Annotated in this window: 16 protein-coding genes and 2 tRNA genes; 4 read left to right on the top strand and 14 right to left on the bottom strand. The window is 67.5% G+C overall.

The features are described 5' to 3' along the window. Positions 1-138: 138 nt before the first annotated feature. From xth to tesB, 7 genes are all read right to left on the bottom strand, one after another. Entirely contained in the window at positions 139-942 is an 804-nt protein-coding gene (gene xth, locus OSH07_RS00190) for an exodeoxyribonuclease III (protein WP_266336592.1), read from the bottom strand. A 384-nt stretch (positions 943-1,326) separates the two neighbouring features. Then, positions 1,327-2,001 carry a LolA family protein gene (locus OSH07_RS00185; protein ID WP_266336591.1) on the bottom strand — a complete coding sequence of 225 codons (675 nt, stop codon included), beginning with the start codon at positions 1,999-2,001 and terminating at the stop codon, positions 1,327-1,329. A 159-nt stretch (positions 2,002-2,160) separates the two neighbouring features. Further along, on the bottom strand, positions 2,161-4,677 hold the full coding sequence (locus OSH07_RS00180; protein WP_266336590.1) for an FtsK/SpoIIIE family DNA translocase: 2,517 nt from the start codon (positions 4,675-4,677) through the stop codon (positions 2,161-2,163). A 224-nt stretch (positions 4,678-4,901) separates the two neighbouring features. Continuing rightward, positions 4,902-6,083 carry an aminotransferase class I/II-fold pyridoxal phosphate-dependent enzyme gene (locus OSH07_RS00175; protein ID WP_266336589.1) on the bottom strand — a complete coding sequence of 394 codons (1,182 nt, stop codon included), beginning with the start codon at positions 6,081-6,083 and terminating at the stop codon, positions 4,902-4,904. 181 nt (positions 6,084-6,264) lie between these two features. Then, the gene (locus tag OSH07_RS00170) at positions 6,265-7,602 is read right to left on the bottom strand and encodes an ammonium transporter (protein ID WP_266336588.1); all 1,338 of its coding nucleotides are present in this window, start codon (positions 7,600-7,602) and stop codon (positions 6,265-6,267) included. A gap of 147 nt (positions 7,603-7,749) precedes the next feature. Then, complete coding sequence (locus OSH07_RS00165) at positions 7,750-8,088, bottom strand: P-II family nitrogen regulator (protein WP_266336587.1); 339 nt, start codon at positions 8,086-8,088, stop codon at positions 7,750-7,752. A gap of 291 nt (positions 8,089-8,379) precedes the next feature. After that, on the bottom strand, positions 8,380-9,231 hold the full coding sequence (gene tesB / locus OSH07_RS00160; RefSeq protein ID WP_266336586.1) for an acyl-CoA thioesterase II: 852 nt from the start codon (positions 9,229-9,231) through the stop codon (positions 8,380-8,382). A gap of 99 nt (positions 9,232-9,330) precedes the next feature. On the opposite strand from tesB, the gene OSH07_RS00155 reads away from it, so the two are divergent. After that, complete coding sequence (locus OSH07_RS00155) at positions 9,331-10,569, top strand: ubiquinone biosynthesis hydroxylase (RefSeq protein WP_266336585.1); 1,239 nt, start codon at positions 9,331-9,333, stop codon at positions 10,567-10,569. A gap of 336 nt (positions 10,570-10,905) precedes the next feature. On the opposite strand, the gene OSH07_RS00150 is transcribed toward OSH07_RS00155, so the two are convergent. The 5 genes from OSH07_RS00150 to OSH07_RS00130 form a co-directional block, all read right to left on the bottom strand. Beyond that, the gene (locus tag OSH07_RS00150; protein WP_266336584.1) at positions 10,906-11,097 is read right to left on the bottom strand and encodes a Trm112 family protein; all 192 of its coding nucleotides are present in this window, start codon (positions 11,095-11,097) and stop codon (positions 10,906-10,908) included. Between the two features lie 9 nt (positions 11,098-11,106). Continuing rightward, positions 11,107-11,784, bottom strand: a complete 678-nt coding sequence (locus tag OSH07_RS00145) for an LON peptidase substrate-binding domain-containing protein (RefSeq protein WP_266336583.1) — start codon at positions 11,782-11,784, stop codon at positions 11,107-11,109. Between the two features lie 12 nt (positions 11,785-11,796). Beyond that, positions 11,797-12,723, bottom strand: coding sequence for a thioredoxin (gene trxA, locus OSH07_RS00140; protein ID WP_266336582.1), 927 nt, complete (start codon positions 12,721-12,723; stop codon positions 11,797-11,799). A 74-nt stretch (positions 12,724-12,797) separates the two neighbouring features. Next, entirely contained in the window at positions 12,798-13,316 is a 519-nt protein-coding gene (locus OSH07_RS00135) for a prolyl-tRNA synthetase associated domain-containing protein (protein ID WP_266336581.1), read from the bottom strand. A 143-nt stretch (positions 13,317-13,459) separates the two neighbouring features. After that, positions 13,460-14,062, bottom strand: a complete 603-nt coding sequence (locus tag OSH07_RS00130; RefSeq protein WP_266336580.1) for an outer membrane protein — start codon at positions 14,060-14,062, stop codon at positions 13,460-13,462. A gap of 289 nt (positions 14,063-14,351) precedes the next feature. On the opposite strand from OSH07_RS00130, the gene OSH07_RS00125 reads away from it, so the two are divergent. From OSH07_RS00125 to OSH07_RS00115, 3 genes are all read left to right on the top strand, one after another. Further along, a tRNA-Gly gene (locus OSH07_RS00125) sits at positions 14,352-14,426 on the top strand. 291 nt (positions 14,427-14,717) lie between these two features. Further along, positions 14,718-14,792: transfer RNA gene (locus OSH07_RS00120), tRNA-Gly, on the top strand. 303 nt (positions 14,793-15,095) lie between these two features. Continuing rightward, complete coding sequence (locus OSH07_RS00115; RefSeq protein WP_266336579.1) at positions 15,096-15,614, top strand: Hsp20/alpha crystallin family protein; 519 nt, start codon at positions 15,096-15,098, stop codon at positions 15,612-15,614. Positions 15,615-15,648: 34 nt separating this feature from the next. Here the strand turns inward: OSH07_RS00115 and OSH07_RS00110 are convergent, their stop codons facing one another. Together OSH07_RS00110 and OSH07_RS00105 are read right to left on the bottom strand one after the other, a co-directional pair. Beyond that, the gene (locus OSH07_RS00110) at positions 15,649-17,016 is read right to left on the bottom strand and encodes a class I SAM-dependent methyltransferase (protein WP_266336578.1); all 1,368 of its coding nucleotides are present in this window, start codon (positions 17,014-17,016) and stop codon (positions 15,649-15,651) included. 51 nt (positions 17,017-17,067) lie between these two features. Beyond that, positions 17,068-18,063: a methyltransferase domain-containing protein gene (locus tag OSH07_RS00105; protein ID WP_266336577.1), complete on the bottom strand. Its 996-nt coding sequence runs from the start codon at positions 18,061-18,063 to the stop codon at positions 17,068-17,070. Positions 18,064-18,116: the final 53 nt, after the last annotated feature.

The following is an 18,116-nucleotide window of genomic DNA, read 5'->3' as shown; positions in this document are numbered from 1 at the left end:
CGGAGGGCAGCTCCGGGTGAGGGGGGCTGGGCTATCCGGTGAGGGCTGAACCCCTCACCCGCCGGCCTGCGGCCGTCGACCTCTCCCCCTGGGAGAGGTGAGGGCCGCGCTGCGGCCGCGCCGATAGACTGCGCCGTCTCAGACCGCGAGGCGGGCGATGACCGGGACGTGGTCGGACGGCTTGTTCCAGCCGCGCGCCTCTGTCAGCACCTTGATGCCCTGCAGGCGGGCGCTGAGCGGCGGCGTGACCCAGACATGGTCGAGGCGGCGGCCGCGATTGGAAGTCTCCCAATCCTTGGCCCGGTAGCTCCACCATGTGTAGAGCTTCTCGTCCATCGGAACGAACCGGCGCATGGCGTCGATCCAGCCGCCGGCGTCGCGCACCTCTTCCAGCAGCTTCGTCTCGACCGGCGTGTGGCTGACGACGTCGAGCAGCTGCTTGTGCGACCAGACGTCGTGCTCATAGGGCGCGATGTTCAGATCGCCGACGAGGATGGCGGGGCCGCTGGTCTCGGCGCCGGTCAGCCAGCTCTTCATCTCTTCCAGGAAGCCGAGCTTGTGGGCGAACTTGTCGTTGATCGCGGGATCCGGCTCGTCGCCGCCGGCCGGGATGTAGAAATTGTGCAGCGTGATCGGCAGCTCGCGGTCGGTCAGCGAGACGGAGATGTGGCGGGCATCCTCCTTGCCGAAGAAGCCGCGCCGCTTCGTCTCGATGAACGGCTTGCGCGAGACGGTGGCGACGCCGTGATAGCCCTTCTGGCCGTGGATCGCCTGGTGGACATAGCCGAGCTTGTTGAAGGCACCGGCCGGGAAATTGTCCTCGATGCACTTGATCTCCTGCAGGCAGAGCACATCGGGCTGATGCGCCTCCAGGAAGGCGGTGACGAGATCGATCCGGAGGCGGACCGAATTGATGTTCCAGGTCGCGATGCTGATGGTCATGACAGGCCCCTGCGGCGGAAGAACCGCAGGCCCGCAATACGCAATCGGGCCGCGCATCGCCAACGAAAAATCGTCGCCGCCGCGCGCCGCCGGCGCGGCGTGGCGGACGGGCGACAATGGGAGGAGCGGTCAGAAGCAAGCCCAAAAAGGAACGCCCAGCTCCGGGGGGGAAGCTGGGCGTTGCGCTTTTCAGCGCCTTGCGCCCGTCTGTGACGCGGCGCTTCGCGGGACCATCTTCGGCGAGACGGGGGGCACTACCGATCGATGGAATGGCCCGCTGTCTATAGACTTGGGGATGTCGGAACCGAATTCAAGGCTGCGTGGCATTTCCGTCGCAGTGGCCCGTTCACAAGGTCGCGAGCCCGGCGTGTCGGGGCAGGTCCGTCAGCGCAGGCTCTTGTTGGGCAGGTAGTAATTGATCTTGAAATGCTTCGGATCGGCCGGCTTGCCGATCTCGACGTCATAGACGGCGACCGAGGTGTCGAGGCCCTGCGCGTCGGTGACGACCCACTGGCGCAGCTCGTAGGTCTTGTTGTCGAAGATCAGCTTCAGGCTGCCGCCGCCGAAGGCCGAATCCTGCTCCAGCACCAGCGAGATCAGGTCGGGTTCCTCGATCAGCTTGCGCACGATGTTGGACGAGGTCAGGTCCATCTGGTCGGCGAGAAGATAGCGCAGCGGCGTCTTCTTCAGCGGATAGAGGTCCTGCGTCATCATCTTGTTGTCACGGATCGCGACCTGGTTGCCGTCGCTGACGACGTCCATCTTGACCGGCGGGCTGTAGTTGAAGCGGATCTTGCCGGGGCGGGCGAGGAAGAACACGCCTTCCGACTGCTCGCCGTTCGGGCCGAACTGGATGAAGCGGCCCTGCATGGTGCGGATCGAGTTGAAATAGGCGTTGATCTTGCGCAGCGCCGCCATCTGTTCGGCGTTGAAGGCGGCTTCGGCGCGGCCGGGCAGGCCGATGGCGCCGAGGCCGAGCGAAGCGCCGAGGCCGAGCGTGGTGGTCAGGAACCGACGCCGGGTCATGCCGGCAGCTTTATCGATCGTCACGATGGGCATCCTTCGCGTGGTTCGCGTTTCTCGCGTTCTTGTCGTTCTTGCGTCAATCGCCGCGGCTCTTGCCGCGCCTGCCGGACGCTCGTCTCCGACCGGCCGCAGGCGGCGGCTGAAAACGAGGGCACTCGCGACCTAGTTCCGCTTGATGGCGATTTCGCGACGTCAGAAGCGGCCGTCTTCCTCGCCCTCGACCAGGATCTCGCGCTTGCCGGCATGGTTGGCGGGGCCGACGAGGCCCTCCTTCTCCATGCGCTCGATCAGCGATGCGGCGCGGTTGTAGCCGATGGAGAGGCGACGCTGGATATAACTGGTGGAGGCCTTCCGGTCCCGCAAGACCACGGCGACCGCCTTGTCGTAGAGGTCGTTCGATTCCTCGCCGCCCAGCACCGACGCGGCCGGATCGCCTCCCATTTCGCTCTCGCCGTCGTCCTCGGTGATGGCGTCGAGATAGTCGGGACGACCCTGCAGCTTCAGGTGGTTGACGATCTTCTCGACTTCCTCGTCGCTGACGAACGGGCCATGCACGCGCTGGATGCGGCCGCCGCCGGCCATGTAGAGCATGTCGCCCTGGCCGAGCAGCTGCTCGGCGCCCATCTCGCCGAGAATGGTGCGGCTGTCGATCTTCGACGTCACCTGGAACGAGATGCGGGTCGGGAAGTTGGCCTTGATCGTGCCGGTGATGACGTCGACCGACGGGCGCTGCGTCGCCATGATGACGTGGATGCCGGCGGCGCGCGCCATCTGCGCCAGCCGCTGCACGGCGCCTTCGATGTCCTTGCCGGCCACCATCATCAGGTCGGCCATCTCGTCGATGATGACGACGATGTAGGGGATCGGATCGAGCGGCAGGTCTTCCTGCTCGTAGATCGCCTCGCCGGTCTCCTTGTCGAACCCGGTCTGGATCGTCCGCGTCAGGATCTCGCCGCGCGCCTTCGCCTGGCCGACGCGGGCGTTGTAGCCGTCGATGTTGCGGACGCCGACCTTGGACATCTTGCGATAGCGGTCCTCCATCTCGCGCACGGTCCATTTCAGCGCGACGACGGCCTTCTTCGGGTCGGTGACGACCGGGGTCAGGAGATGCGGGATGCCATCATAGATGGAGAGCTCCAGCATCTTCGGGTCGATCATGATCAGCCGGCATTCCTCCGGCGTCAGCCGGTAGAGCAGCGACAGGATCATGGTGTTGATGGCGACCGACTTGCCGGAGCCGGTGGTGCCGGCGACGAGCAGATGCGGCATGCGCGAGAGGTCGACGACGACGGGCTCGCCGCCGATCGTCTTGCCGAGGCTGATCGGCAGCCGCGCCTTGGAGTTCTCGAAATCCTCGGCGGCCAGCATCTCGCGCAGGAACACCATTTCGCGGCGGGCGTTCGGCAGCTCGATGCCGATGGCGTTCTTGCCGGGAATGACGGCGACGCGCGCGGCGATCGCGCTCATCGAGCGGGCGATGTCGTCGGCAAGGCCGATGACGCGCGACGACTTGATGCCGGGCGCCGGCTCCAGCTCGTAGAGCGTCACGACCGGGCCGGGGCGGACATTGATGATGTCGCCGCGAATGCCGAAATCGTCGAGTACGCCTTCGAGCACGCGGGCGTTCTGCTCCAGCGCCTCGGTGTTGATCTTGGTGCGCGGATCGACGGCGCGCGGCGCGGTCAGGAAGTCGAGCGTCGGCAGTTCGAAAACGTCGTTCTGGCCGCGTGTCGGCTGCACGTCGCGGGTCTGGCGCTTGCCGGGTTTCGCGCGCGCCGCGGGCTGGGCGGCGCGGCCGGCGGGCGCCGGCGGCGGCAGCTCGTCCTCGTCGTCGCCGGACCAGTCGTCCTCGGCGTCGTCGAGCGGGGCGGTGCGGACGCGGCCGCCGGCCTGACCGGCCGCCTGGCCCGCCATGCGCGGCTCGACCCGGCCGCCTCGAACGTCTTCAAGGTCCGGGTCGCTCCTGCGCGCGGCCTTGCCGGCCTCGCCGCGACCGAACAGGCGCGCCAGGCTCGCCTTGGCCGAATAGCCGAAATGCGCCATGGCGCCGAGCGGCACGGCCAGGAAGCTCGTGCGCTCCTCGTCGCCCATCAGGTCGTCGGCGTCGAAATCCTCGTCGCGGCGCGGGCGCCTGGCCGGTGCGGCTCGGGCGGCCTCGCGGGCCTGTGGCCGTTCCTCCTCCTCGCGGCCGAAGCGGATGAAGCCGGTCGCGTGCAGGAACAGGGCGACGGCGACGATGGCGAAGAACGCGCCGGAGACGAGCGTGGCGTTGGCGCTGACGGGCGTGCCGACGACGAGCGCCGGCAGGCGGGCGAGGATGTCGCCGATGACACCGCCCATGCCGGTCGGCAGCGGCCATTTCGGCGTGACCGGCATCAGCGCCATCACCGCCGCGGCGAAGGCGCTGGCGCCGAGCCAGGAGAGCAGCATCGTCTTGCGGAAGGGGCGGCCGCCGAACAGGCAGCGCCAGCCCCAGACCACCGCCGGCAGCAGCAGCACCGAGACGGCGAGGCCGAGGAACTGCATCAGGAGGTCGGCGATGATCGCGCCCGGCAGGCCGAGCATGTTGGCGGCCGGCTTGCTCACCGCATAGGAAAGCGAGGGATCGTCGACCGTCCAAGTGGCGAGCGCCGTCGCGGTGGCGGCGATGGCGGCGATGAGCGCCAGGCCGAGCAATTGTCCGAGATGGCGGCGGACGAGGCGGCTCATCCCGCCTTCGTCCTCGGCGGGCATGGGCATTGTAACCGATCGTGTCGAACGCATTGTCCGCTCATGTCCTTTGCGCATCTGGCGCGCCGATGGTCCGACATTGCCGGGCCATCGCCGCGCTGCCTCCTTCGCCGGAGCTGTCGGGCCGATGCCCGTCGATGCTCCCTTTCATGCATGGCCGCGTCGTCGTCACGCGGGCCGGTATTCGTCGCGCCTCGCGGCGCTCAGCCAAGCACCCGCGCCATCCGGGTCAGCGCTTCCTGGGTGATCGCGAGATCCTGCACCATGGCGACGCGGATATAGGGCGCGCCGGGATTGCTGCCGTCCGGCAGCGGCAGCGACAGATATTCGCCGGGAATGGTGCGCACGCCCGCCTCGCGCCAGAGCCGGTCCGCCGCCGCGACGCCGTCGCCGACCTCGAGCCAGAGGAAGAAGCCGCCTTCCGGCCGGCTGGCGCGGACCTTCGGTCCCAGCGTCTTCAGCGCGGCGTCGTATTTGGCGTTGTAGAGGGCGCGGTTCTCGGCGACGTGGCTCTCGTCCGAATAGGCGGCGACGGCCACGGCCTGGATCGGGCCCGGCACCTGCGGCGCCGCCACGTTGCGGAAGCGCTGCCAGTTGTCGAGGAAATCGGGGTCGCCGGCGACGAACCCGCAGCGCAGGCCCGGCAGGTTGGAGCGCTTCGACAGTGAATGGAAGGTCAGGATGTTGCCATGGCCGGCGCCGAGGCTATCGGCCGCCTGCAGCACGCCGGGCGGCGGCGCGTCGCGGTAGATTTCGGAATAGCACTCGTCGGCGAACACCATGAAATCATGCGCGCGGGCGATCTGGATCACCTGCGTCCAGTCGGCCAGCGTGGCGACGTCGCCCTGCGGCGCGGTCGGCGAGGCGACGTAGACGGCGATGGTGCGGGCGAGCACCGCTTCGTCGACGCGGCCGAGATCCGGGAAGGAGCCATCGCGGCCGGAGCCGAGCAGCACCACCTCCGCCCCGGCGACTTCGGCGCCGGCGGCATAGGCCTGGTAGAACGGGTTCGGCAGCAGCACGACCGGCGTCTCGATGTCCGGCCGGCGCTGGCGGGCGCTCAGCGCGGCGAGCGTCAGCCCCTCGCGCGAGCCGTTCAGCGGCAGCACCATGCGCTCGGGATCGATGCGGGCCGTGAGGCCGTAGCGCTGGTCGAGCCAGCCGGCGATGGTCTGTCGGAACGCGTCGGTGCCGCGGATCGGCGGATAGCGGCCGAACAGGGCGACGTTTTCCGCGATCACCGGCGCCACGAAGGACGGGATCGGGTGCTGCGGTTCGCCGATGGTGAGGTTGATCGCCGGCATGCCAGGTTCGACGCCGGCCAGCTGTTCATTCAGGCGGGCGAAGGGCGAGGTCGATTTTCTGGTGCTCGTCGGGCCGAGCATGGCGCCGATCCTTGTATCTGGGGTCCGAGGAAACCACCGTAGTGGCCGTTGGTTAAGCCCGCTTTAACCATGGCCGGCATGGCCAAAAAAAGACCCCGGCCGCAGGGCCGGGGTCTCGTCGCTCTGGAAGGTGTTGTTTCTTGTGTGGTGTGCGGGTGGCGCCTCGCGGCGCCAGCCGGTCTTAACCGTGGTAGGCGCGCTCGCCGTGCTCGACGATGTCGAGGCCTTCGCTCTCGACTTCCTTGCGGACGCGCAGGCCGACGATGACGTCGACGATCTTGTAGAGGATCGCCGAGCCGACGCCCGACCAGACGAGGGTGAACAGCACGCCTTCGATCTGGATCCAGAGCTGGTGGCCCATCGCGTAGTCGGCGACGCCGACGCCGCCGAGCGACGGGGAGACCAGGATGCCGGTTGCGATGGCGCCGACGATGCCGCCCACGCCGTGGATGCCGAAAACGTCGAGGCTGTCGTCATAGCCGAAGGTGTTCTTCACCGTCGTGACGAAGAAGAAGCAGATCAGCGAGGCGATGAAGCCGAGGACAATGGCGCCGACCGGGCCGATGAAGCCGGCAGCCGGGGTAACGGCGACCAGGCCGGTGACGACGCCGGAGATCGCGCCCAGCATGGAGGGCTTGCCGCGGACGATCCACTCGATCAGCGACCAGCCGATGGCGGCACCCGCCGTGGCGACGAAGGTGTTGATGGTGGCGAGACCGGCGACCGAGCCGGCCGTCAGGGCCGAACCGGCGTTGAAGCCGAACCAGCCGACCCACAGCATGGCCGCGCCGACCATGGAGAGCGTCAGCGAATGGGGAGGCATCAGGTCCTTGCCGAGGCCGGTGCGCTTGCCGATGATCAGGGCGCCAACCAGGCCGGCGATACCGGCGTTGATGTGGACGACCGTGCCGCCGGCGAAATCAAGCGCGCCGCGCTTGAACAGCCAGCCCGTCGACTGCCAGACCGAGTGGGCGATCGGCAGGTAGACGATCGTGATCCAGAGGATCATGAACAGGATGACGGCCGCGAACTTCGTGCGCTCGGCGAACGAGCCGACGATCAGCGTCGCGGTGATGGCCGCGAAGGTCATCTGGAACGAAAGGAAGACATATTCCGGGATGGTGCCGGAAAGCGTGTCCGGCGTGATGCCGGCGAGGAAGGCCTTCGACAGGCCGCCGATCAGCGCGCCGCCATCGGTGAAGGCGAGGCTGTAGCCGTAGAATACCCAGATGATCATCGCCACGCAGGCGATCAGGAGAACCTGCATCAGCACCGACAGCATGTTCTTGGCGCGGACGAGGCCGCCGTAGAACAGCGCGACGCCCGGAACGATCATGGCGAGGACGAGGATGGTCGAGACGAGCATCCAGGCGGTGTCGCCGGAGTTCAGCGTCGGCACGGCGGCGGTGACCGCCTCGACCGCCGGTTCGGTGGCGTCCTGCGCGAAGGCGGCGACGGCCGAAGCCAGAAGCGCGCCTCCCGCCGCAGCCAGAGAGAAGGGAGCATTTCGAAGGTTCATTGCATTTCTCCTGTCGGGCCGGCGTTTCCGCCGGTTGCCTGCGCCCGGGGCGGTGCCCTTCTCGCAGCTGGTCTTCGATGGGATGGTGGGTCGACTTGAAATTCTGCTCATCCGCCGCCGCCGGGCGACGGCGCGGTCGGACGGGGCCTAGAGCGCGTCGGCGTCAGTCTCGCCGGTGCGGATGCGGACGGCCTGCTCGATCTGGTAGACGAAGATCTTGCCGTCGCCGATCTGGCCGGTCTTGGCGGCGCCGGCGATCGCCTCGACGACCTTGTCGACGGCCTCGCTCGCCACCGCGACCTCGATCTTGAGCTTGGGCAGGAAGCTGACGGCGTATTCGGCGCCACGGTAGATCTCGGTATGACCCTTCTGGCGTCCGTAGCCCTTGACCTCGGTCACGGTCAGGCCCTGCACGCCAATGCCGGTCAGGGCATCGCGGACCTCATCCAGCTTGAATGGCTTGATAATCGCCATGACGATTTGCATCGGTTCGGATCCCATTTCTCTCTGCGTCTGGTGGACGAAGGGCTCCGATCTCTCTCGGCCCTCGGCAACGATCGCGGACAAGCGAGCGCCGCCGCTGGCATAGGCCAATCAAGGTCCGTGCCAAGTTCTGAAATTTGCCGAAAAAAATGCGGACCGCCGAGAACAACGGCAGATAAGACGTCAAAGAATGGGCGTTGCCGCGCTCTTGCCGCAAACCGTGATCACGGCGAAGGCAATTGCGATCATTTGCCTAAATAATAGGCGCCCGGATGGCGCCTGCGCAAATCCGCGTCAGCGGCTGACCGGCCGGACCAGGCCTTCCTGCGCCACCGAGGCGACGAGCACGCCGCGGCGGTCGAACAGGCTGCCGCGGTTGAAGCCGCGCGCGCCGAAGGCGGACGGGCTGTCCTCGACATAAAGCAGCCAGTCATCCATACGCAACGGCCGGTGGAACCAGAGCGCATGGTCCAGGCTCGCGACCTGCAGGCCGGCGTCGAAGGCCGACCTGCCATGCGCCAGGAGGGTGGTGTCGAGCAGCGTCAGGTCGGAGGCATAGGCGAGCACGCAGCTGTTCAGAACCGGATCGTCGCCGATCGTGGTCTTAGCGCGGATCCAGATCGCCTGGTGGCTGCGCGGCTCGTCGCGGCGGAAATAGCCCTTGAGGTCGACCGGGCGCAATTCGATCGGCCGCAGCCGCTCCCAGTAGCGGCGCACGCCGGGCGGCGCGCCGTCGAGCAGGGCGGCGCCGATCTCGCCGTCGACCGGCAGCTCTTCCGGCGCCGGCACGTCCGGCATGGCGATCTGGTGGTCTAGCCCGGCCTCGCGGATGTGGAAGGAGGCGGACATGATGAAGATGGTCTGGCCGTGCTGGATGGCGACGACGCGGCGGGTGGAGAAGCTGCCGCCGTCGCGGACGCGCTCGACCTCGTAGACGATCGGCGCGGCGGGATCGCCGGCGCGCAGGAAATAGCCATGCAGCGAATGCACGGGCCGGTCGGTGACGGTGCGCGAGGCGGCGACCAGAGCCTGGCCGATGACCTGGCCGCCGAAGACGCGCTGCCAGCCGGGGTCGAAGCTGCGACCCCGGAACAGATTGTGTTCGAGCGGTTCGAGATCGAGTATCGAGAGAAGGTCGTCGATCATGCTTGCATCGGTCGCGTTCGGGAATTTCGTATCGGCAGGTAGCGCTCCGGCGGCTGGCCGGTCAAGTCAAGCGGCGGATCGCCGGAAGGGATGGAGTCCATGGCCACGCAGCAGCAGCGAACCCCTGCCATCGACGTCCTGATCGCCGGCGGCGGCTATGTCGGGCTGTGCACGGCGCTGGCGCTGAAGCAGGGCGCGCCGTCGCTTGCCATCGCCGTCGTCGATCCGGCGCCGGCAGGCAGCGGCGCGCGCGACGGCCGCGCCTCGGCGATCGCGGCGGCGGCGAAGCGGATGCTCGGCACGCTCGGCATCTGGGACAAGATCGTCGACACCAGCCAGCCGATCCACGAGATGATCGTCACCGACAGCCGCCTGCGCGACGCGGTGCGGCCGGTGTTTCTCACCTTTTCCGGTTCCGTCGACGATGGCGAGCCCTTCGCGCACATGGTGCCGAACGGGGCGCTGGTCGGCGCGCTGTCCGAGGCCTGCCGCGATGCCGGCGTCGAGCTGATCACAGGTGATTCGGTCGCCGATTTCGTCACCCGCGCCAGCGCCGTCGAGGCGAAGCTCGGCAGCGGCAGGACGATCTCCGCCCGCCTGCTGGTCGCCGCCGACGGCGCCAGGTCGCGCCTGCGCGATCTCGCCGGCATCCGCACGGTCGGCTGGGACTATGGCCAGTCCGGCATCGTCACCACCGTGCAGCACGAGCGGCCGCATCACGGCCGCGCCGAGGAGCATTTCCTGCCGGCCGGTCCCTTCGCGATCCTGCCGCTGCCGGGCAACCGTTCGTCGCTGGTCTGGTCGGAGCGCAGCGAGCACGCCGAGCGGCTGGTCGCGGCGGACGAGTTCACCTTTCAGCTCGAGCTCGAGCGCCGCTTCGGCCACCATCTCGGCCCGATCGAGGCGATCGGTCCGCGCCGCGCCTATCCGATCGGCCTGAAGCTGGCGCGCTCCTTCATCGCGCCGCGCGTGGCGCTGGTCGGCGACGCCGCGCATGCGATCCACCCGATCGCCGGCCAGGGGCTCAATCTCGGCTTCAAGGATGCGGCGGCGCTTGCGGAGACGGTGGTCGACGCGGCCCGCCTCGGGCTCGATCCGGGCACGCTCGACATTCTCGAGCGCTACGAGCGCTGGCGCCGTTTCGACACGGTGCAGATGGGCATCGTCACCGACGGGCTGACGCGGCTGTTCTCGAACGACAATCCGGCGCTGCGGATTCTGCGCGATGTCGGCCTCGGCCTCGTCGACCGGCTGCCACGGCTGAAGGACAGTTTTATCGGCGCCGCCTCCAATGTCGGCCAGGCCGGCCCCCGCCTTCTGCGCGGCGAGGCGATCTGACCGTAGACCCTCACCCCGACCCTCTCCCGCAAGCGGGCGAGGGGCTAGCCGGCACCCCGTCGGGCCATGGCGTCTCAAAAGGAGCCGGCCGAAAAGCCCTCGCCCGCTTGCGGGAGAGGGTTGGGTGAGGGGCTTGCTTGATTGCGGCGTGCCGGCGCTGCCCCGGTGGACGCAATCCGGCGTCATCCCCGCGTCGGCGGGGATCCATGCAGCCGGGCTTTCGGCTGGATCCTCAACATTGCGGCTGGATGGATCCTGGGTCTGCGCCCGGGATGACGGCGAGGATGGGAAATCGGCGGTGGCAGGACACCCGACTCTGGGGAGCCCCGGGCCGCCTCAGAACGGACGGGCTTCGTCCGGCAGCAGGATCGGGATGCCGTCGCGGATCGGGTAGGCGAGCCGCGCGGCGCGGCTCACCAGTTCCTGGCGCTCGGCGTCATATTCGAGCGTCGTCTTGGTGAGCGGACAGACGAGCAGCTCCAAGAGCTTGGCGTCGATCCGGCTGGCCGGGCGCTCGACATGGACCATGGTCCGCTCCTATTGCAGCTGCGAATTGGCGGTGCCGTCGCCGCGCCGCGCCAGCGAGATCTCGGTGAGCGCGATCAGCGTCTCGGCGCGGGTGCGCAGGTCCGGCGCCTCGAGCAGCGCCTGCTTCTCGGCCATGCCATAGGGGCTCATCATCGACAGCGCGTTGACCAGCGTCTCGTTCGACGCCTTCTCGATGCTGTCCCAATCGGCCTCGAGCTGGTTGGCGTCGAGATAGAGGCGGAACGTGTCGAGCAGGTGGCCGCGGTCGACCGTCTCGGAACCGGCGTCCTCGACGAAATCCGACGGGAAGTCGGCGGCCGAGACGCGGCAGCGACGAAAGCCCGATTCCGGCTCCACCTCCTCCAGGATGCGGAAGCGGCTGATGCCGGTCAGGCAGATCATGTAGCGGCCATCGCCCGTCTCCGAATAGGAGGTGATGCGGCCGGCGCAGCCGACGGCGAACAGCTCTGCCGCCTCTTCGCCGTCCTCGGTCACCGTCATCGGCTGCACCATGCCGATGATGCGGTCGCCGGCCATGGCGTGGTCGACCATCGCCATGTAGCGGGGCTCGAAGATGTTGAGGGGCATCTGGCCGCGCGGCAGGAGCAGCGCTTCGGGGAGCGGGAAGACCGGAATCAGGCCAGGCAGATCGTCCGGACCTTCGTAGGTGGCATTGCCTGCCTGCATGCGAACAGCGCCTTACGCGAAGAGAAGGGAAGAAAGCCGGCGACGACCATAGAGGGTCGCCTCGTCGGTCGGCCCCCAGGCCTCGAAGAACTGCACGAGCTGCTTGCGGGCCTTGTCCTCTTCCCAACTGCGGTTCATGCGGAAGATGTCAAGAAGCTGGTCGGCGGCGTCTTCGCGCTGGTCCTTGGCGTTGAGCAGCAGGGCGAGGTCGAAGCGGGCGTCGAAATCCTTCGGATTGCCCTCGATGCGGGCGCGCAATTCGCCCTCCTCGCCGAGATCGGCGGCCTGGTCGGCGAGCGCGATCTGGGCACGGATGGCGCTGACGCCGGGATCTCTGGCCTTGTCGTCGGGCAGCGAATCGAGCAGTTCGCGCGCCGCGTCGATATTGCCGGTCGCGACATCGCAGCGGGCGAGGCCGACCAGCGCCTTGAAGGTGTCCGGCTCGGCGGCGAGGATCGCGGCGAAGAGCTCGGCCGCCTGGGCGAACTGGCCCTGCTCGACGAGGCCGTCCGCCTCGGCCAGCGCGGCCTCGATTTCGGCGCCGCCGGCGGGGCCGGCCACGCGCTCGATGAATTCCTTGATCTGGCCTTCCGGCAGCGCGCCCATGAAGCCGTCGACCGGGCGGCCGTCGACGAAGGCGATGACGGCCGGGATCGACTGGATGCCGAGCTGGCCGGCGATCTGCGGATGATCGTCGATGTTCATCTTGACCAGGCGAACCGTGCCGCGCGCCGTCTGCACGACCTTCTCGATCACCGGCGTCAGCTGCTTGCACGGGCCGCACCAGGGGGCCCAGAAATCGACGAGCACCGGCTGGCGGCGCGATTCCTCCAGCACGTCCTTGGCGAAGCTGTTGGTCGTCGTGTCCTTGATCAGCGCGTCGGCGCCGTTGCCGGGCTGGGTCGCGGTCGTGCCGGAGCTGAAGCTTTGCTGGTTCATGCGGATTGCCTCGATCGTCGGGGGCCGGCGCGGCGCCGGCATGTTGGGCTGAACATGGCGCTTCGAGCCCGGATTTACAAATCCGGATTGCCGGAAGGCCCGGAAAAGGCGAGCAGAAGCGGCTCGTGCCCGGTGGCGCGCAGGAAGGTCATGAGATCGTCCGCGGCGATCGTCGTCGTCGCCGTGTTGACGAGCGGATGGAAGTTGACCGGGCCGCCTTCGACCAGCGCCGCGTCGAGCACGACGCGGATCTCGGCCGGCTGGTCGCTCAGGACGCCGAACGGCGTCACCGAGCCCGGCAGCACGCCGAGCCGGCTCTGCATCAGCTCGGCCGAGCCGAACGAGACACGGCCGGAGGCGCCGATGCGCTCGTGCAGGCGCTTCAGGTCGATCACCGCGTCCTCCTGCGCGACGACGAGGAACAGCGCCCCCTTCTTGTCCTTCAGGAACAGGTTCTTGCTGTGCAGGCCCTCGATGGTGCCGCGCAGCGCCTGCGACTGCTCCACCGTATGGAGCGGCGGATGGGTGACGGTGGTCGTCTCGATGCCGAGGCCTTCGAGAAACGCGAACAGATCGTCCTGGCTGGCCGGCATCTTTCCATCGCTCTTCGTTGCGAGTTTGCGCCCTTGTGAAGCACGTCGCGGCGGGGGCGGCAAGCGCCCGCGCCAGTGGAGATTCGTCCCAAAAGAAAGCCCGGCGCGAGGCCGGGCTTTCCATGCATTCGGGATCGGGTCGATCAGAACTTGAAGTTCAGGCCGGCCGTGATCGCGTGACCCGTGGCGCCGCCATTGACGACCGGATCGAAGTTGCCGATGTCCTTGTTGCCGAGGTCGACATAGTCGTACTCGAGACGGGCGGTGAGGTTCTTGGTGAAGGCGTATTCGACACCGGCACCCGCCGTCCAGCCGACCGCCCACTGGCTCTCGTCGGCATATTTCAGGTCGCCATAGGCGACACCGCCCTTGGCGTAGAGCAGGAAGTTGTCCCAGGCGTAACCGGCGCGGGCCGTGGTCTTGCCGAGCCACTGCAGTTCGGCGACGTCCTTCAGCGACGAATAGGCGATGTCGGTCTCGACGCCGATCACCCAATGGTCGATCTGGTAGTTGTAGCCGGCCTGCGCGCCGACGAGGCCGCCGGTGCCGCTCAAGCCATCGAGATCGCCGGTGAAGTCGCCGAACAGCGCGCCGCCATGCACACCGACATAGAAGCCGGTCCAGTCGAAGGCGGCTTCGGTGACGACAGGGGCGGGAGCGGGGGCCGGCTCGTAGGTGAGATCGGCGGCCGATGCGGCGCCGGTGAGTGCGACCAGGGCGGCGCCGGCGAGAAGGAGCTTATTCATGGGAACCTCAAGAGATGCGAGTCCGGGCAAGAACGCACCCGAAACTTCCTATCTCAGCCACCCCTGGCTTACCCGTGTCGGGGAGGTAGCACGCTCTCTGCCGCCTGACGACCCTGAAGCCGGGGGCGAGGGCGCGAAAGGCCGGATTCACGGGTGCGCTGCGGTAAAAAGGTCGCGCATCGTGGCGGACCGGTGGCAGCTTTCTGGCCCAAATCGGGATGAAAAAACCCTCTTGCAATCGATCAGAGCTTCGGTCATAAGGTGCGCACGCCGGCGGCGCCGGATGTATGCGGGTGTAGCTCAGGGGTAGAGCATAACCTTGCCAAGGTTAGGGTCGAGCGTTCGAATCGCTTCACCCGCTCCAATTCTTCCGGTCACCCACCGGATGTTCAAAAAGGCCACGGTTTTCCGTGGCCTTTTTGCTTTTCGGCTCGCGATCGTCTTGGCATCGCGGCGCGGCGACTTTCGCTTATCTGTGTTTTCCCGGGAAAATCATGCGCCGGCTGAACGGATCGGGCCGGCCGCCCGGGTCCGAAACGCCCCGTTGGCGCCCGGCGATCGCGTTGTTCGCACGGCCTGTGCAAACTCGTCCGGACGCTTGCAATCGATCCGGGCTTGCGCCATAAGGTGCGCATGCCGGCGGCGCCGGATGCAAGCGGGTGTAGCTCAGGGGTAGAGCATAACCTTGCCAAGGTTAGGGTCGAGCGTTCGAATCGCTTCACCCGCTCCAATTTCTCCGGTCACCCACCGGATGATCAAAAAGGCCACGGTTTCCGTGGCCTTTTTGCTTTTCGGGCTTCTTTCGCCGGTGCGGCGAGACACGGCCGGGCGCGCTTCCCGCCGCCCCCGCCGCCGGGCCGACCTCCCTCGAAACTCCCCCGCCGCACGCTATTTGGCTGCAGGCGGAGACGGTTCGCGCTCGGCCCCGGCCGGCGTTTCCGTCGCGCCCTCCGTCCTGCGCTGCGATGCCGGCCGGGGCAGGGCGGTCGGTATCGACGACAGGCCGGCGATCCCATCGACAGGAGAAACGATCATGGCACGTCATCCGCTCGTCCCCTTCGGCGGCAGCCAGCTGGCCGGCAGCGACCCGTTCTTCTCGCTTCAGCGCGGCATGAACCGCCTGTTCGAGGACGTGTTTCGTGGCGGCGGGCTGCCGACTGCCGGCGCGGAAGGCCAGGAAGCCGGCATGCTGATGCCGCAGATCAACGTCTCCGAGACCGATTCCGAGATCCGCATCACCGCCGAGTTGCCCGGCGTGGCGGAGAAGGATGTCGACGTCACGCTCGACGACGACATGCTGACCATTCGCGGCGAGAAGCGGCTGGAGCAGAAGGAAGACAAGGAGAACTACCACTTCGTCGAGCGGTCGTTCGGCCGTTTCATGCGCTCCGTCCGCCTGCCGCAATCGGTGAATCGCGACCAGGTGCGGGCGAATGTCGAGAACGGCGTCCTCACCATCGTGCTGCCGAAGAATGCGGCCCAGGAAAAGACCCGCCACATCCCGGTGATGGGCGCCGAGCCCAAGGGCAGCGGCACCGGCACCAGCCACTGAGGCGCGCTGCGCCGTTCCCGACGGAGCGCGGATCCTAGGGCGATTCCGGCAGGCCGAGAAGCTCGTCACGGAGCGCGATCACGTCGGGGCGTAGGTTTTCCGGCACGCGCGGCGAGGCGGCGCCATCGAAATCGACGAAGGCGGCGAGCCGCGCCAGCGCGTGACTCGTCCTGCCGGCGTATTTGAGCGCCAGCGCCTCATGATAGACCGCCCGCCACAGGAGGTCGGATTCGACCACGGCGGTGGCAGGCGAAAGGCGGATCTTGGTGTGGCAGAGCCGGGCAGCGGCCCGGAAATGCCGTGCTGCCCCGGGATAGTCGGCTCGGTGGATCATCATCAGCATGGCGAGATAATAGGTTGAGGCGGCGATGCAGATCGGCCAGCGCGCGGCGAACCCCGCCGACGTCCCGATGTCGTCGACCATCGGCGCCGCATCCGCCAGATCGGCGGTGAACACCGTCTCGGCCAGTGCATAATCGCCGCCGTCCATTGCACTCCGGAACAACCGGTAGCGTAGCCCGGTAGCCAGCGGCGTGCCGGGCGTGGCGCGATCAAGTGCCTCTTGCAGGTATCGGTGCAGCAGCCCGGCGAATTCGGCCGGGGATCGCTGGTGGAGCCGCAGCGGCTGCCGCGAGGCATAGACCAGCATGCTCGGCGCGCTCCGGTCGATCTCGACATGGGCGAAGCCGGCGGCCCTGAGCGCGTCCGTCAGGGCGGCTTCGCTGAACAGGACGGTGTGGGCGCCCGGCGAGAGCAGCGCCAGCAGCGAGCTCGGATCGGTAGCGGGCCGGATCCGGTCGGCATCCGGCGTCGTCAGGATCAGAACGCCCGCATCGGTCAGATAGCTCGCCAGGATATCGATGAATTCGTGCGGGTTCTGGACGTGCTCGATCACCTCGGAGCAGTGCACGATGTCGAAGCGGTCGCCGGGTTCGGCATTCCGGTTCGCGAATGCGCTGACGATATCGAGCTTCAGCTGTTCCCGCCCCAACTCGCCGTAGCGGGAAGGCTCGTAGCCCTTCACCTGCCAGCCGGACATGCCGCGCACCGCCGCCGGCCCGAAGCCGAAGCCGCAGCCGATGTCGAGCAGTCGGCCGTGGCTGCCTTCGGGAATGGCGCGCAGGATGTTTCGCGCGATCAGGTCGATCGCGGCGTTGAACTCCACATAGTCGCGGACGGCGAGGTCGGTCGAGGTGTGCTGCGTGTAGTCGATCTCGGGGAACGGATCATAGGTCAGCGAAAGGCAGTCATCACAGCGATAGAGATGCAGCGGCGAGCCCGGCTTTTCCGCCGACTGGGTGTTGCCGACCGTGAGAAGATGCGGCTTCGGAGCCGAGCCGGCGCAGACGGGGCAGGCGAAGGTCGAAGGCTGCCAGTGGCCTTCGTTGAATCGGATGGACAAGGTTCGGTCCTTTCCGACCGTGCGTTTCGTTGGGAGGGCGTTTCCGGCGCTTCAGCCGGCGCCATGCGACGGATAGGCCCTGCCGTGCTCGAAGGAGACTGCGCGCTCCAGCGGCCAGCGGACGGCGTCGTCCGGTAGGTCGGACGTCTTGCGGGCGAGGATCCAGGCATTGGCCATGCCGTCGTGAAGCTGGAAATCCAACATCGGCCCCGATCGGAGCGAGGGGTGTATCAGCATCCGCACCGGGTCCGTCATGCCGGCCGCGACGACCTCGAAACCCATGGCCGGAGAGAAGAGAATCTTCAGCCCCTCGCTCGACATGCGCCAGAAATCGTTCGGCATCTCGTGGATCGGAAACGAGTGCGGCACTGCGTGCAGGGTGAGGCCGCCGATCTTCAGGACCTTGTTGATCTCGTGCGCTACCAGCCAGGGACAGGCCAGGTGCTCTATGACAGCGTAGGAACAGACGCCGTCCAGGCTTCCGGCCGCCACATGGTCACTGAGAAAATGCGCGTCGCCGACGATGTCGACGCCGGGAGCCTTGTGGATGTCCAGCCCGATGAATTTGCATTCCGGGGCGAACCTGCCGGCGTTCAGGACCGCTAACGGGCTGACGGCGCGCGCGCCGATTTCGAGGACCGTGCCGCCGCTTCGCTTCATCTCGGCGATGAACTGGTCGACCGGCAGGCCGGCATCGCTGGCGGGGGAATTGAGCGGGTGGTCGGCGGGAAGGCCGGCCACGTCGAATTCCAGCGTGCCGTGCGCGGTTTCGACCTCCAGCGTCACGGGCCGGAATGGCGCGCAGGGCAGGTAGACGGCAAAGCCGCAGCGGGTCGAGGCGAGCGAGGGAAAGAACGGCTGCAGGTCCGGGCGATCGAAAAGCTCCGTCGCCGTCGTGCGGGATTCGCCGCTACGCAGATGGATGGCCGTCGGAGCCGCGAAATAGGCGTGCGCCCAGCCCTTCACATACACGCCGTGCAGATCGCACCACAGCGCGTCGATCATGTGAAATGCGTAGGGGTCTAGCGTCGAGTTCTCTGCGGTCATGGATGATCGATTCAATCAGCGTTGCATACCGCATTCTCTGTACCGGGTGGGCT

Origin of the sequence: Kaistia nematophila (assembly GCF_026343855.1) — a bacterium.
Taxonomy (GTDB): Bacteria; Pseudomonadota; Alphaproteobacteria; order Rhizobiales; family Kaistiaceae; genus Kaistia; species Kaistia nematophila.
The sequence above is the reverse complement of the archived record's forward strand: the minus strand, read 5'-3'. Positions and strand labels throughout refer to the sequence as shown.